Source organism: Geobacillus zalihae (genome assembly GCF_030414215.1).
In the GTDB taxonomy this organism is placed as follows: Bacteria; Bacillota; Bacilli; order Bacillales; family Anoxybacillaceae; genus Geobacillus; species Geobacillus zalihae.
The window spans coordinates 1941061-1957648 of sequence record NZ_CP129217.1; the positions used below are offsets into that span (position 1 = coordinate 1941061).

Annotated in this window: 12 protein-coding genes; 7 read left to right on the top strand and 5 right to left on the bottom strand. The window is 47.4% G+C overall.

Annotated features, from left to right (window positions below):
* Positions 1-331 precede the first annotated feature (331 nt).
* A complete protein-coding gene (locus QWV57_RS09795; RefSeq protein ID WP_301099712.1) occupies positions 332-1429 on the top strand; it encodes a GntR family transcriptional regulator in 1098 nt (365 codons plus the stop codon).
* A gap of 99 nt (positions 1430-1528) precedes the next feature.
* Here QWV57_RS09795 and QWV57_RS09800 read toward each other — a convergent pair whose 3' ends face one another.
* Positions 1529-2293 (bottom strand): enoyl-CoA hydratase, encoded by a 765-nt coding sequence (locus QWV57_RS09800; RefSeq protein WP_301099714.1) that lies wholly within the window; start codon positions 2291-2293, stop codon positions 1529-1531.
* A 188-nt stretch (positions 2294-2481) separates the two neighbouring features.
* On the opposite strand from QWV57_RS09800, the gene QWV57_RS09805 reads away from it, so the two are divergent.
* The gene (locus QWV57_RS09805; protein ID WP_063192734.1) at positions 2482-3939 is read left to right on the top strand and encodes an ArnT family glycosyltransferase; all 1458 of its coding nucleotides are present in this window, start codon (positions 2482-2484) and stop codon (positions 3937-3939) included.
* A 95-nt stretch (positions 3940-4034) separates the two neighbouring features.
* Here QWV57_RS09805 and QWV57_RS09810 read toward each other — a convergent pair whose 3' ends face one another.
* The 4 genes from QWV57_RS09810 to gabT all read right to left on the bottom strand — a co-directional run bounded on the left by QWV57_RS09810 (position 4035) and on the right by gabT (position 10140).
* Complete coding sequence (locus QWV57_RS09810) at positions 4035-5462, bottom strand: aldehyde dehydrogenase family protein (RefSeq protein ID WP_301099715.1); 1428 nt, start codon at positions 5460-5462, stop codon at positions 4035-4037.
* A 106-nt stretch (positions 5463-5568) separates the two neighbouring features.
* Positions 5569-6987 carry a sodium:solute symporter family protein gene (locus QWV57_RS09815; RefSeq protein ID WP_041470498.1) on the bottom strand — a complete coding sequence of 473 codons (1419 nt, stop codon included), beginning with the start codon at positions 6985-6987 and terminating at the stop codon, positions 5569-5571.
* A 146-nt stretch (positions 6988-7133) separates the two neighbouring features.
* A complete protein-coding gene (locus QWV57_RS09820) occupies positions 7134-8471 on the bottom strand; it encodes an aspartate aminotransferase family protein (RefSeq protein ID WP_015375005.1) in 1338 nt (445 codons plus the stop codon).
* 322 nt (positions 8472-8793) lie between these two features.
* Positions 8794-10140, bottom strand: a complete 1347-nt coding sequence (gabT, locus tag QWV57_RS09825) for a 4-aminobutyrate--2-oxoglutarate transaminase (RefSeq protein WP_015375006.1) — start codon at positions 10138-10140, stop codon at positions 8794-8796.
* A gap of 160 nt (positions 10141-10300) precedes the next feature.
* Between gabT and QWV57_RS09830 the strand changes: the two genes are divergently transcribed.
* From QWV57_RS09830 to QWV57_RS09850, 5 genes are all read left to right on the top strand, one after another.
* Positions 10301-11689: a sigma-54 interaction domain-containing protein gene (locus QWV57_RS09830; RefSeq protein ID WP_013523933.1), complete on the top strand. Its 1389-nt coding sequence runs from the start codon at positions 10301-10303 to the stop codon at positions 11687-11689.
* A gap of 164 nt (positions 11690-11853) precedes the next feature.
* Complete coding sequence (gene speB / locus QWV57_RS09835; protein ID WP_013523934.1) at positions 11854-12828, top strand: agmatinase; 975 nt, start codon at positions 11854-11856, stop codon at positions 12826-12828.
* A gap of 30 nt (positions 12829-12858) precedes the next feature.
* Positions 12859-14307: an aldehyde dehydrogenase family protein gene (locus QWV57_RS09840; RefSeq protein ID WP_015375007.1), complete on the top strand. Its 1449-nt coding sequence runs from the start codon at positions 12859-12861 to the stop codon at positions 14305-14307.
* 78 nt (positions 14308-14385) lie between these two features.
* Positions 14386-15759 (top strand): purine-cytosine permease family protein, encoded by a 1374-nt coding sequence (locus tag QWV57_RS09845; RefSeq protein WP_301099723.1) that lies wholly within the window; start codon positions 14386-14388, stop codon positions 15757-15759.
* Position 15760: 1 nt separating this feature from the next.
* Positions 15761-16582: a carbon-nitrogen hydrolase family protein gene (locus tag QWV57_RS09850; protein ID WP_301099725.1), complete on the top strand. Its 822-nt coding sequence runs from the start codon at positions 15761-15763 to the stop codon at positions 16580-16582.
* The last annotated feature ends 6 nt before the right edge of the window (positions 16583-16588 follow it).

Sequence of the window (16588 nt, forward strand, 5' to 3'; positions counted from 1 at the left end):
TTTAAAGAAATCATACCTGTTTTCCCAATAGAAAATTCGTATTTTCCCTTTTAGAAATTACAACTTAAAGTTCTAATCACCCCCTTTGTTAATTTCCCCTAATCAATCAAGCAACCACCCCTAACTTGTAATCTTTATAATAATGTATATTCAACATCCTAACTGAATATTAACACAATTCAGTTATATTGTAAATCCCCGATCTTTTTTATCTTAATATTTAAGCTGAAAGTCACAATATGTTCTTTACTTTACAAAACCTCATCTAAGTTGTATATTTGTTATATATCAAGTAAAGGAGGAGGTTCCCATAGTTAGAATCCCCTTTTATATGCAAATACGTCAGTATATTATGGATAATATCCAACAAAAAAAGTGGAAACCTAACGATAAAATCCCTTCTGAAAACGAACTGGCCGAACAATTTAAGGTTAGCAGAATTACTGTAAAAAAAGCATTAGATTCTTTAGTGGAAGAAGGAATTATTTATCGCATTCAAGGCAGAGGTTCATTTGTGGCTAAAGAAGAAGATTCTGAAAATATCATCTATCAAAACAAAGTTTCTCAACAGAACTCGAATAAACTGATAGCTTGTATCATTCCACGCTTAAATAGCCAGTTTATAACTATTATGGTGGGTGAAATTGAGAAACTTCTCTCCCAGCATGGCTACCGTGTTATTTTGTGCCAAACATATGATTCACAGCAACTCGAGACGCAAACATTAAAAGAGGTTCTTCGCTTAGGAGTAGATGGAATTATCATTTATCCCGCGGAAGGAGAAACCTATAATGAGGAGATTCTTAAATTAACGATAGAAAAATTTCCTCTAGTCCTTATAGACCGTTACTTTCGAGGAATTGGTGCTAATAGCGTCTGCACGGATAATATTTTAGGCGCCTACGAGGCAACAAAGCATTTGCTTGATTTAGGGCATGCTAAAATAGGGATCATCTCTAGTATTCCGGAAGGAACAACTAGCATCGAGGACAGAATTAAAGGATTTGAAAAAGCACTAACAGAGTATAATATTCCCATCGATCATCACTTGTATCTCTTAGATCTTACACTTGGGGAGCACGATAATACAAATAAGGATAAAATCAGGGACTTCCTCTCTAACCATCGAGACATCACCGCCCTATTTGTGATAAATAATGGCCTGACAGTTATGGAAGTAGCCCTAGAAATGGGCTACACTATTCCACAAGATTTATCTATTATCATGTTTGATGACTATGAGTTTTCGCATCTTCTCAAGGTTCCGCCTACATGCATGAGGCAACAAGAAAAATTATTGGGGCAAGAAGCTGTAAAACTAATCATATCGACAATTGAAAATCCGTTACAAAAACGTCAGCAAATTTTTGTGCCTCCAAAACTTATTGTTAGAAGTTCGACTGCACCGTTTAAAGTAAAATCTAACTGACAAGATGATTTAACACAATTTTTTTCCGTTGAAAACTAAAAGCAACTCCTGCCAAGTACGCTTGAGCGTAATTGGGCAGGAGTTGATCATTGCATTTTCCTACCTCCCCCCAAACACCGGCTTCCGCTTTTCTAAAAAGGCGCGAACGCCTTCGCGGTGGTCTTCGGTTTGCCGCATGCGCTGTTGGGCGTCGGTTTCGAGTTCGAGCACGCGAAGCAACTCTTCTTTTGTTTGTTCGACGTACACCATTTTCGTGGCGATCATGGCTTGAAGCGGTTTTTCCCGCAAGGAAGCGATGAATTGTTCGGCTTGCTCCTCATTGTCAACGACGAGATCGACAAGTCCAAGGTGTTGCGCTTCGTCGGCGCTCATCTGTTTTCCTTCCCAAACGATCTGTTTGGCTTTTGCGGTCCCGACCCGCTGTGCCAGGAAGAAATGCCCGCCGCCGTCAGGGATGAGTCCAATGCCGATGAAATTCATGGCCAGGCGCGCTTCTTTCGTGGCGACGAGGTAATCGCTCGCCAAGGCAAAGCTGAATCCAAGGCCGGCCGCTGGGCCGTGGATGAGCGAAACGGTGATTTTCGGCATCGTATACAAGAGCATGATCATCTCCTGAATCGTTTTCATCACGGTTTGAAATTGGCTCGGGTCATCAACCGCCAGCATTGTCTTAATGTCGCCACCCGCAGAAAATCCTCTCCCTTTGCCGCGGATGACGACAACGGAAGCATCACTTTCCTTGATTTTCCGCAGCGCGTCGACGAGTTCCGTTAGCATTTGCACATCCATAGCATTTAACGCCTGCGGGCGGTTCAGTTCCAGTATCGCTTTGTTTTGGTCAAATGTCAGCACAACCGTTTCCATGGCTCTCCTCCTCTGAATGATGATTCATTTCTTTTCATTCGCCATGAAGATTGTTTTTTCCTTGTTGGCGGCAAAAATATCATGTTCTCCAACACATCCATGCTTGACATCTTCATCTACTTGTAATAGCTTCTATGTCGGTGTTGCTTTTTTTCGAAGCACAGCGTGCCGATAAAGGAGTGGATCGCATGAGAAATCCAAGTGTACGAAACATCTCGTTTTATCTAGCGGCGGCGTTGATCTTCTCGATGATGGTCTACAACGTCTTTTATCATCTAGGAACATTCCCGATTTCAAGCTGGGACGAAGCGCGTCATGGCGTCAATGCATACGAAATGCTGAGGCATGGAAACTTGATCGTCAACACATACCTTGGGCATCCTGATTACTGGAATTTAAAGCCTCCTGTTAGCTACTGGGCGATCATGATTGGCTATAAACTCGTTGGGATGAACGCGCTTGGTTTGCGGCTGATGTCTGGCATTTGCGCTACGCTCACGGCCGTTGCCATTGCGCTATTTGTGAAAAAACGGTTTGGAAGCATGGCCGCGATCGTCTCATTGCTTGCCTTGTCTACTAGCACCCAATATCTTCTCAACCATTGCGCTCGCACAGGAGATGCGGATTCGCTCTTTGTATTCTTCTTTACGTTATCCATCCTTTCTTTGCTGGCCGCCAGACGGCAGACGCGATGGTTGTATGCAGCGGGCCTTGCCTGTTCACTTGCTTTTTTAACGAAAAGTTGGCATGCGGGGAACATTCTGTTGATCATGGTCTTATATTTTCTCATCACTAGGCAGTGGGAGTCAGGACGCTGGCGCGCATGGTGGAGGGCAGCGCTCACCTTCGTTGTTCCTGTGCTCGCTTGGGCTTTTGCCCGCTATCACTATGATGGATTCAGTTTTTTTAAACAAATGATCGGATATGACTTGTTGTTGCGCTCCACTCGGCCCATTGAAGGTCATATCGGCGATGAAACCTACTACGGCATCATTCTTGTTCATTTTTTCTTTTGGTGGCTGGCGCTCTTGGTCGGAATCATGGTCATCAGTTACATGCAAGGCGTTCGTCTTTTAGCGTTTGAAGGAACAGACCATCGATTGAAAGAAGATGTGATCGGGATTTTGCTTTGGATTTGCGTCCCGCTTCTCATGTTTACCATAGCTAAGACGAAAATCAGATGGTACATCCTCCCTGTCTATCCGCCGCTTTGCATGTTGATTGGCATTTGCGCAAGTCAATTATGGAGAAAAGGAACGTGGGGAGCGCGGGGAGTGTTGCTGACTGGACTGTTGTTCGTCACATCGTTTTACGAAACGAATATTCAACATTATATCCATCATCCCAAGCCAAATTTCGAACTGGCATTGCTTCAGCAGACCGCCCAAATGCCTGTTCATGGATACGAACTGTTTATGTACCATCCGTTGCACGAGAAGGGTCGCTGGCCGCAAAATGCGGTCTTGACAGCAGAGCTTGCGAATGACCTCAAACCTCGGCACGGAGGGCTGAAAACGTTCTTGCATACAAGCCGAAGCCTGCTTCTCGTGAAAAAAGCATGGTTCAGCAAACAGCTCGAGCATAAATACCACCTGTCTGTTCTCGCCTCGAACCGTTGGGGATATATTTTGGAAAAGCACGCTTAAACATACAGCCTTGGAGTGCCACTCTCTCCAAGGCTGCGCAACCATTCTTCTAGAATTTTAGGAACAAACTTTACTCCAATCTCTTCTCATCCCGCTTAATTCTGGTTAAAAATAATCAATTTCAACTCCGTCATTTCCTCGATCGCATAGCGAATCCCTTCGCGGCCAAACCCGCTTTCTTTCACGCCGCCGTACGGCATATGGTCAACGCGGAACGTTGGGATGTCGTTAATCAACACGCCGCCAACGTGCAGTTGTTTCGCCGCTTTCCACGCGGTATGGACGTTGTCGGTGTAGATGCCCGCCTGCAAGCCGTAGCGCGAGTCATTGACAAGTTCAATGGCTTCATCGATCGAACGGACGCGGTTGATCAAGACGATCGGGGCGAACACTTCTTGGCAAGACACTTTCATCGTCGGTTCGGCGTCCACAATGACCGTCGGAAGCAAGATATTGCCGTCGCGCTCGCCGCCGAGGACGACGTTTGCGCCGCCTTGTTTTGCCTCTTCGATCCAAGAGAGCGCCCGGTCGACATCGTTTGGCGTAATCAAGGCGGATACATCGGTGGTTGGATCCAACGGGTCGCCTGTTTTCAACTGTTTCGCGGCGGCGACAAATTTTTCGACGAACTCGTCATAGCGCTTTTCATGGACATAGACGCGCTGGAGCGAAATACATACTTGTCCTTGGAACGTGAACGCGCCAAATACGCAGCGCGGGATGATGCGGTCAATATCGACCTGCTCGTCGACGATCACGGCCGAGTTGGAGCCGAGCTCGAGCGTCACCCGCTTTAAGCCTGCTTTATTGCGGATCGCGATGCCGACTTCCGGGCTGCCGGTGAAGGTGATCATGCTGATGCGCGGGTCGGTGACGATTTTGTCGCCGACCGTGCGGCCGCTTCCGGTGACGACGTTGAGCGCCCCTTTCGGCAAACCGGCTTTTTCGAACAATTCGGCGATAAAATAGGCGGACAGCGGCGTTTGGCTGGCTGGTTTTAACACAACTGTGTTGCCCGAGGCGATGGCCGGGCCAAGTTTATGGGCGACCAAGTTCATCGGGAAGTTAAACGGCGTAATCGCCCCGATGACGCCGATCGGCTCGCGGACCGTCAAGGCGATGCGATTTTCCCCGCCCGGCGCCGCGTCGAGCGGCAGTGTTTCCCCATGAATGCGTTTGGCTTCTTCGGCGGCGAATTTGTACGTTTGGATCGTGCGGGCGACTTCCCCTTTCGCCGTGGTGATCGGTTTGGCTGCTTCCAAGGCGATCAACCTCGCCGCTTCTTCCTGCCGCTCTTTCAGCTGCTCGACGACCCGCTCTAAAATGGCGGCTCGTTCATGCGCTGGCATGGCCGCCATCGTTTGCCGCGCGGCGTATGCCGCGGCAATGGCTTCATCGACTTCTTCTTCTGTCGCTGTCGGAATTTCGGCAATCGTCTCGCGTGAGTATGGCGATTTCAGCTCAGTGTACGACTTGGCTTCCCGCCATTCACCGTTGATGTATAGCTGTTTTCTTTCCGCCATGTTCCCATCCTTTCCCTAAACTAGTATTCGCAACCCAAACATTGCCTGTGTCAATCCATTTTTTTATTTCGCCGCAAATTTGCTAGAATCCTCTTTTCTGATCCGTTTATAGGACATGTTGTTGCTCCTCTATCATTTTATTCCCTTCTTTCAGATTGGAGGATGGAAAGAGGTAAGAAAAAACCACAATCGAAACGATACTCACCCCAATTCCATACATGATCGGATTGGTGGAACTCAATCCCTCCACGACCAAACCAATGAGAACGACCAATGAGCTGATCACAATCGAATAGAAGCCGGCTTTCGCTGTTGCTCGCTTCCAAAAGAAACCGAGAACCACTGGCACGAAAATGGCGCCTGACAAAATGGCATAGGCTACATCCAATGCGACAAGCACATCCTGAATCCAAATAGCAAAGACAATGGCGACAATCCCAACCGCTAGCGTCATCATTCTGGACAAAAGGACAAACTGTCGATCGCTCATATTTTTAAGCCAATATTGCTTCAAAATATCATGCGATAACAGAGTAGACGAGGCAAGCAATGTTCCGGAGGCCGTTGACATGAGAGCAGAACATACGCTGGCCAAAATGAGCCCTAACAAGCCGTGTGGCAAAATCTCTAATGACATGTTGGCAAATACGTTTTGCGGATCGTTCATATTCGGAAAAACAATCACCCCGCACATACCAATGACGCTTAACGCTACGGCATAAGCAACGCTGTAGAGACCAGCATATATTGCGCCGCCTCGAGCAATGTTCGGTGTTCTGGCCGTAAACACCCGTTGCCAAATGTCTTGTGATACCACCATTCCTAACGTATAGAGCAAGAAGTATTGGAAAATATTTGCCCATCCCATGGACGTCAGATCAAAATGCGACGCTGGCAATCGCTCCAAAAGCGATGTCCATCCGCCGACATGGGACAAACTCATTGGCAGCATTACGAAGAAAATGCCGACTGTCATGACGATAAACTGAATGATGTCCGTCATCGTAACGCTCCACATGCCCCCGAGAATCGTGTAAAACAGCACGATCCCCCCGCCGACTAACATCGAAACGGTCATGCTCCAACCTAAAACAGCATGAATGATGGTGCCCATCCCAATGACTTGTGTCACCGAAACCATCAGCGTATAAATCGCGGCAACCAACGCGCTGATCAAACGCGTTTCCTGATTGTAACGGCGGCCAAGCAGTTCGCTGATCGTGGTCACATGGGCGCCGTAAATTTGGTTTGTAAAAAACAGACCGAGCACAGCAATGCCCAAGCCAATCATAAAAACAAACCACATACCCGAAATCCCAAATTGATACCCTAACTTCGCCGTCCCAATCGTTGAAGCGCCGCCCAAAATCACAGCAGACAGACATCCAAGATAGACAAATAGTCCGAGATTTCGGCCTGCCAACGCAAAATCTTCGGCGGTTTTCGCCCGCTTCGCCCCCAAAATCCCTGCGACGATCAATACGAGAAAATAACATAAGAGAACCCCACTATCCAGTGCGTTCATAACCATTCCCCCATCCTCTTATAATTCAGAAATCGATCTCCTTCGAGGTCCTTTCATAAAGGCAGACATTCCTTCAACGAGACACGACATCGGTTCCTGAATACACCCAATTTCCAAATTGCAATCGACATGTGCCCCCTCTTTTTTCATTTTCCAGAAGCGAACGAATGCACACCGATTTCCGCTTCATATTCGGTCAACGCCTCGTCGAGCATGCTTAATCCTTCGTCAATCTGTTCTTTTGTCACGATCAGCGGTGGGATCATGCGAATCACTTCTCCTTGATTGCCGCATAGATAGAAAAGAACGCCTTTTTGCAGGCAACGATTCAAAATATTCATCACTCCCTCCCCATTCGGTTCGCCAGTATGCGGCTGGACGATCTCAATGCCGATCATCAGACCGATCGAACGCACGTCTCCAATGACGGGATGCTTCCTTTTTAAAACTTCCAGTTTTTTTCGCGCGTATTCCCCAACTTCCCTGCAATTTTCTAACAATTTTTCTTCCCTAAATACTTCTAAAGTCGCCAGCGCCGCCTCGCATGCGATGGGGTTGCCTCCAAAGGTTGTCCCATGGCTGCCGAGCGGCCACTGTTTCATTAATTCTTTCGAAGCCACTGTTGCACTTAATGGAAGACCGGAAGCGATGCCCTTGGCAATGGCCATAATGTCTGGAGTGACACCGAATGTTTGAGCAGCAAACCACTCGCCAGTACGACCAAAACCTGTCTGTACTTCATCGAAAATAAGTAAAATTTCATAGCGATCACAAATTTCCCTCATCTTGTGAAGCCACCCTTTGGGAGGCACAATATATCCTCCTTCTCCCAACACCGGCTCGACAATCATGCATGCCACTTCTTCCGGAGTCACTTGATGGGCAAACAAAGAAGCCACGTCGTTTTCAAGCCTATTGGCAAAATACACATCTGGATCCTCCCCAACTGGACAATCCTTTGGATTGGCATATGGAAGTTGATACGTCAACCCATTTGGCTGCAAGTATTTCCGATATTTGCTTTTCGATGTGCTGACGCTGAGCGCCCCTAACGAACGGCCATGAAAACATCCGGTAAATGAAATGACGTATGGCCGCCGTGTCACATGTTTCGCTAATTTGATCGCACCTTCGATCGCTTCTGTTCCACTGTTGGCAAAAAAGAAGCAGTCAAGTCCTTCTGGCAAAATTTTCGTCAGCTCTTCGGCCAAGCGCAAAATGGACTCATACATGATCACACCGCTCGGCCCGTGCATTAGGCGGTCTGCGGCCTCTTTGATGGCCTGCACGACCTTTGGATGACGATGCCCCGTATTCGCCACGGCGATACCAGAAGTAAAATCAAGATATTTCCTTCCATCTAATCCGTAATAGTAGCACCCCTCTTCCTTGACAACCGGCAGATTCGGATGGTCTTTCGCCATCGTTGGCGCGAGCAGGTCGGGCATTTTGTGAAAGAGAGGCATCCAGTTGCTCTGTGTCATGTACATCCCCCTTTGACCAAACCATTTGTTCATTGAAAGTAGTTCGCAAGTTTTGTGCCACCATTTTGACTATTCGATATTTTTTGTCAGCTATCCGCACTGGTTTCTATCATCTCATTTCCTGCGACCCCCCAACTGTTCTAATTCTTTTTTTGAATTAAAAATTCATTTTTGCATCAATACGGATTGTTCTCCCTTCAAAAACATTCTCTCGTGGTAAAAGTGGTCAATCTCAATAAAAAACCGCGCCACAAAAAGGTGGCACGGTCCAAAATTCGACTGCATAGCGAAGTTTTCATGAGTAGTTTGGTCAGGACACTAATCATGCCAATTCGGCAATAACCTCTTCGATGACATCCAATGCTTCCTCCAGCTGTTCATCTGTGATGACAAGCGGCGTTAACAGACGAATGACATTGCTGTATAGGCCCGCACCCATGACGATGACCCCCCGTTGATGGCATTCTCGCAAAATGGCGGCCGTCAACTCCTTATTCGGTGTTTTCGTCTTAGCGTCAGTGACAAATTCAACGGCCACCATGGCGCCGAGCCCCCGAACATCCCCGACCGTCTCGTATTTCTCCTGCAGCCGTCTGAACCGATCAATGGCGATTTGTCCAATGACATTGGCCCGTTCAACCAACTGTTCTTGTTGCAACATGCGAATCACTTCCAAAGCGGCCACGCAGCCGAGCGGGCTGCCTCCGTACGTCCCGCCGATTTCTCCCGGGTTGGGTGCATCCATGACTTCCGCTCTTCCCGTCACCGCACTAATCGGCACTCCTGCCCCGATCGACTTGGACATGGTGATTAAATCAGGGATCACATCAAAATGTTCAATGGCAAACATCTTCCCCGTTCGTCCAAATCCCGTCTGGATCTCATCGGCGATAAACAAAATCCCGTATTTTTCACAAATTCGTTTGACCCCTTGAACAAATGTTTTCGACGGAACAATAAACCCGCCCTCCCCTTGTACAGGCTCCATAATGATTGCGGCTACCTCTTCTGCCGGAACGTCGGAGAGGAAAAAATCCTCAAGCCGCCGCAAAAGCTCGGCGTCCAATTCCTCGTTGGTCATGCCCGCTGGCTTTCGGTAATAATATGGATAAGGCAGTTTGTACGTATCGGGCGCAAAGGGGCCGAATCCGAATTTATAGGGTTTGACTTTGCTCGTGAGCGACATCGCCAGCAGCGTCCGTCCGTGAAATCCTCTTTCAAAGGAGAGAATGGCTCTTCTCCCAGTATACTTTCGGGCAATTTTGACGGCATTTTCGACCGCTTCTGCCCCGCTGTTCAAGAAGAAGGTCTTTTTCGAATGATTCCCTGGCGTGATGCGGTTCAATGTCTCTGCCAATTCGACATACGGTTCATACATCATAACGTGAAAACATGGATGAATATACTGCTCCGCTTGTTTTTGGATCGCTTCCACCACTTTCGGGGGGCAATGGCCGACATTGAGGCTTCCAATCGCCCCAGCCAAGTCGATAAACGTATTTCCATCCACATCGGTTAAGAGAGCCCCCTCTCCTTTTACCCCAAATGTCGGTACGGTGTGAAACGGCCCCCGCGGAACATTCTCTTCTTTTTTTCTTAATAGCTCCTTTGCTTTTGGTCCCGGAATCGCTGTTTTGACTTGGATATATTTTTTTGTTTTTGCCTTCATCTTTTTTCCTCCGTTCCTTATGTCATGATTCACTTTTTCATACATGCAAACAACATGCCAAAAACTTCACGGAAAATCATATGACAAAGAAAGAGGATTTTTTCTCTTCTTTAGATAAAGTTAGTAATAGAAGCGCTGACAGACTGCTAGGAGGGAAAGTATGCAACGTACAGCCGATGTGTTGGAATTCGAGTTGGATGCGATATTGAGATCATCGAACGACAATATTGTCATCGCAGACGAAAACGGGATCGTTCTTCGCGCCAGCCCGAATTGCTTGTCCATATACGGAAAGGACGCCTCTTATTTAGTCGGAAAATCGGTCTATCAATTAGAAAAAGAAAACGTCTTTTGCCCTTCCGTTACAGCCAGAGTATTGCGGGAGAAAAAAGAGGTTCAATTGATGCAGCAAACCGCCACCGGCCGGGTTGTCATGGCGACAGGAGTGCCGGTATTTGACCAACAAAACCGCCTTGTCCGGGTGATCAGTTTCTCCCACGATTTAACAGAACTGGAGCGTTTAAAAGAAGACTATGAAAAACTGAGAAAGCAGATGGAACATTATCAAATGGAAATCGAGGAGTTGAAACCGGACCATATCGTCATCCAAAGCAAGGCGATGGAACGAATTTGGAAGCTCGTGCACCGCGTGGCCCAATCGGATGCGACGGTTCTTTTCCTCGGCGAGTCTGGAGTCGGAAAAAACGTATTCGCCCGTTCCCTTCATCTCCATAGCCCAAGGCGAAACGAACCGTTTATTGAGGTCAATTGCAGCGCCATTCCTGAATCGTTGTTTGAATCGGAAATGTTCGGCTATGAAAAAGGGTCCTTTACCGGTGCGCAAAAAACAGGAAAACCGGGGCTGATCGAATTGGCCGACAAAGGGACTCTCTTCCTTGATGAAATTGGCGAGCTTCCCCTTTCGATGCAAGCGAAACTGCTGAAAGTGCTTCAAGAGAAAAAAGTCATACGCGTTGGAGGCATTAAAGAACGAACGGTCGATTTTCGTCTGATCGCCTCGACGAATCAGAACCTAGAACAGATGGTGAAGCAAGGGAAGTTCCGCCAAGATTTATTTTATCGTTTGCATGTGATTCCGATTTATGTTCCTTCTTTGCGCGAGAGAAAAGAAGATATTTTCATGCTGGCGCAATACTTTTTGAAAAAATTCAACGAAAAATACCAGATGGATAAATATTTCCATCCGTCCATCGTCGACCATCTCGTTCAGTACGACTGGCCGGGCAACGTGCGTGAGCTGGAAAATATGATCGAACGGTTAGTCATTACTTCTGAAACGAGGGCCATTTATCCGGAATATCTCCCTTTTTCGATCCAGAAACATCAAGAGGTGATCCATCAATCGTTGGAAAAACGGAACGAACCGTCGACATTAAAAGAAGCCATGGAACAAGTGGAACGGCAATGGCTCCTGCGCGCCGTCAAACAGTGCAAAACAACATACGAGATGGCTGATTATCTTGGCATCAGCCAGCCAACGGTCGTACGAAAGCTGAAAAAGTATGGTATTGATTCAAAAACGAATTAAGATTCATTTTTGAATCAAGTGTTCACTCATTTTTGAACATACGCAAGCAAGGATGGCAGTCAAAACAGCCCTGCTTGCGTATTTCTTGTCTACTTCCCCTTTTTGGCATACTTTTTGCTTCTAAATATCACAAACTATTTTTCACTGCCCAAGGAGGTCTTGACATGTATAAACCGAAAGATTCTTCCCAATCGCCCCGCTTTTGCGGCGTTCGAACCTTTATGCGGTTAGAACCAATCAAAACGACAGATAACGTTGATTTTGTCGTGCTCGGCGTCCCGTTTGATACGGCAGCCTCGAATCGGACGGGACAACGGTATGGTCCGCAACACATTCGCAATTTTTCCGTCCTGTTGCGCCCTTACAACCCCGACATGGATATCGATATTTTTGCCTATTGTTCTGGCGTCGATTACGGGGACGTTGATGTCATCCCGGGCAATGCGCTCCGCACATATGATCGCATCGTCGAAGAGCTGCGGCCATTGTTAAAGAAAAACATCGTTCCGATTCTGATGGGCGGCGACCATTCCATTACATTGGGGCACTTGCGGGCTTTTTGCGAACGCTTTGGTCCCGTCGCCCTCGTTCATTTTGACTCACACAGCGACACATGGGACCATTACTATGGAGAAAAATATATGCATGGCACGCCGTTCCGCCGCGCGGTCGAGGAAGGGCTGCTCGATGTCAATCATTCCATTCAAGTCGGAATGCGCGGACCGCTTTACAGCGCGGATGATCTCGAGGACGCACGACGGCTTGGCTTTGAAGTCATTCCGATGAAAGAAGTCCGGCAAATCGGCTTTTCGGAAGTCATGCGCCGCATCCATCAACGTGTCGGAAACAGACCGGTTTTCGTTTCTTATGACATTGACTTTGTTGATCCGGCATTCGCTCCTGGAACAGGCACGCCGGAAGTAGGCGGACCGACAAGCTATGAGGCATTAGAATACGTAAGAGGGCTTGACGGGTTAAATATTGTCGGGTTTGATCTCGTCGAGGTATTGCCTGCTTATGACAGCGGGGAAATGACAGCCGTATTGGCGTCTGCCATTATATATGAAATGATCACGCTTGTGGCGCTAAAGAAAAGGCGGGCGCAGGCTAACCGTCTATCCACGGCGACAACGCCATAAAACCATCTTGCCGAAAAGGAGCAATCTTCCATGATATACGTCAACGGAAAATGGAGTAAAGGAGAAGGAAAAAAAAGACCGGTCATCAATCCCGCGAATGAGGAAATCATTATAGAAATCAATGAAGCATCCCAACAACAAGCCGTAGAAGCGATCCAAGCAGCTCGTCATGCTTTTCAATATACCGATTGGCCATTCAATCCAGCAAAACGGATCGCTGCGCTTCGCCAATTAGCGGACCTGTTGGAACAAAACGCAGAAACATTCGCTTCGATCGAGACGTTGAATACAGGAAAACCGATTCGCGAGTCGCGCCTCGATGTCAGCGATTCAATCCAATGCCTTCGTTACTACGCCGATTTTGTTGAACAACGGGCCATCGAGGAAATAAAAAGAACCGATGGCACGACAAGCAAAATCATTGAGGAGCCAATCGGGGTATGCGCGTTGATTGTTCCTTGGAATTTTCCTCTCTTGTTAGGAATATGGAAACTGGCTCCAGCGCTTGCGGCGGGAAATACAGTGGTATTTAAACCATCAGAACTGACTCCGTTATCGTTCATCGAACTGACAAAGCTGATCGATTCCATCGGTCTCCCGCCAGGCGTGTTTAATCTTGTTCCTGGAGGCGGTTCGCCGGTTGGAGAAACATTGGTGACACACCCTGATGTGGAAAAAATATCGTTTACCGGCGGAACGAAAACCGGACGATGGATTTACGAACAAGGCGCTCGCCGTTTGAAGCGAGTATCTTTGGAACTTGGCGGAAAATCCCCGCTGCTCATTTTTGACGATGCGGATCTTGCCAGCACCATCGAGTGGGCGTTGTTTGCCTCCTTCTTCAATCAAGGAGAAGTGTGTGTGGCTGCTTCGCGAATTCTTGTTCAACGACGCGTTTATGATTCGTTTCTTGATCAGCTGACCCAAAGACTAGCTTCCCTCCGCATTGGCGATCCTTTCGCGGAACATACGGAGATGGGGCCGTTAATCAGCTCCTCACATTTAGAAAAAGTGGAAACGTATATCCAGATCGGCTTGCAGGAAGGAGGAGTACTGCTGCAGGGAGGAAAACGAATTAAAGAACTGGGGTATTATCTCACTCCTGCCGTTTTCGCCCATGTCCGTCAAGATATGCGCATCGTCCAAGAAGAAATCTTTGGACCGGTCATAACCGTACAACCGTTTGAACATGATGAAGAGGCGATCAAGTTGGCGAATGACACCATATACGGTCTGGCAGCCGGCCTATTCAGCCGCGATCTCGAACGGGCGGAACAAATCGCCGGGAAATTGAGAGCAGGAACGATTTGGATTAACAGCTATCACACTCCCTATGTCGATGCCCCTTGGGGAGGATTGAAACAAAGCGGAATCGGCCGAGAGCTTGGACCGCAAGGATTCGCTGCTTTTACGGAAACAAAGCATGTGAACATCAGCCAACATGGCAAACCACTCGGATGGTATTCATCGCACTCCTGATTTCGTCCTAAGGACGAAATCGGTGCAAGTTTATTATTCTGAATATTTAAAATAGAAAATCAAGAAGGGAGAATCCTTATGAAGTGGACAGAACGATTTGGTCATGATGATATTCGGCCGACCCCGATGAACGAACGGAGCATGAATTTTTTTAGCACGTTTACTCTTTGGATTGCGGCGAATGTGGTGATTACGACGGTCATGACGGGGATGATGTTTGTTCCTGACATTTCCTTCTCCAACGCCATGCTGGCGATTATTGTCGGTTCGGCGATCGGCGCCATTCCGCTCGCCCTTACTGGAAACATCGGCATCCGCACCGGTCTCCCTACAATGGTGATCACAAGAGCGGCCTTTGGACAAAAAGGCGCCATCCTTCCCGCCCTTGTCAACACGATCATTTTAATCGGCTGGAGCTGGATTCAAGCCTATATGGCTGGCCTTAGTCTGAATTATGCCGTCCATTACGCCACTGGATACAGCAATATCAACCTATTTGTCATCTTGACGGAACTTCTTGTTGTGATCATTACGATTTTTGGCCACCGAGGGGTGGAACGAATCGAAAAATATATATCGATTGCCATGTTGATTTTATCTTTCCTTGTTTTTTATAAAATTTTTACGACTTATGACATTTCGACACTAGTCGAAATGAAATTGAGCGAACATCCATCCATCACCACGATTATCGCCTTTGACATCGTCATCGCCACCGCTTTTTCTTGGATGTCGACGGTTTGCGATTTCAACCGCAACTGCCGCTCCGAAACAAGCGGTTTTTGGGGAACGTATTTTGGCTATCTGGTCGCTTCCATTGTTGCAATGGGGCTCGGCGCTGTCGTCAGCGGCTTCAGCATCGCCTCGAACATGGAACGGACGTATGATCCAACGATTCTCCTTGCGGCTTACGGGTTTGGATTGATCGCATCCATCGTTGTGTTCTTTTCTGTACTCTCGACCAATGTCATGGCATTATACAGCGCCACGATGTCGTTCATGAATGTCTTCCCGCGCGCAGGCTTTTGGAAACCGACGTTGATCATGGGAGTGATTTGCACGCTTGGCGCCTTGCTGAAAGAAGTGCTGATGTCCCATTTCTTTAACTTCATTATGCTGATTGCCACGTTGTTCATTCCTGTGTTTGCGATTGTGCTCGTTGATTACTTTTTGATCAAAAAAGGGGTATACGACGCAGAAGATATTTTGTACGACACAAAAGGTCAATATCGTTATCAAAAAGGAGTCAACATCGCCGCCTACATCACCTATATCGTTGGAGCTGTCTTCGCCTATTATTTTACGTACATTCATCCGCTTGCCGTCGGCTCCACCATGCTGACGTTTCTTTTATCGGGAGCTGTTTATTGGGGGGTGATGAAATGGACAAAACAAATATCTGCGAGCACGAATACGGTCGAGCTTGAATCTCCCACTCGCTTGGAGGGATGATATGAACAGACCATTTGACATCGCATTGGCGCAGATGATGCCGGCCGACGGCGACATTGGCGCCAACTTGGCCAAAATGGAAACGATCATCCATGAGTGCAAACGAAAGTTCCCTAATGTTCGCCTTCTTCTGTTCCCGGAACTTTGCACCACTGGTTACGTACTGTCAGAAATGCTAAAAGAGGCGGCCCAGACATGGGACGGTCCTGCATTCCAACACATGAGCCAACTTGCCCAAACATTTCAATTGTATCTGGCCTACGGGTACGTTGAAAAAGACCATACAGGAAATCTATACAACTCTCTTATGTTGATCGATCCTAATGGACAATGTATCGGAAATTACCGGAAAATCCATTTGACTCCTTTTGAAAAAGCCTGGTTTTCCAAAGGAGCCGAGCCGGTGCTGGTGGATACAGAACTCGGCCGCATTGGTCTAATGATTTGCTGGGACTTGGCTTTTCCGGAACTAGCAAGATACTTAGCGGTTCATGGAGCCGAGCTTCTTCTCGTTCCATGTGCTTGGGAATCTCCCTTTCATGCACCGTTTCAAAAATTCGCCATGGCACGAGCGATCGATAACACGGTTTATGTGGCGGCATGCAATCAAATTGGATCGTCTTCTTCTTTCCATTTCTTTGGTTTATCCTCTATTTATGGGCCGGATGGAAGGAAAATAGCCGCAGCCAACATGAATGGACGGGAAGAGCTCGTACACGCTATGATCGATCAAAATCAACGCCAAGCGTTAAAGAAACACTTTTACACCATGATGGACGAACGACGAATCGACCTTTACCGACAATGGATTTGGAGGGAATGACGAGAA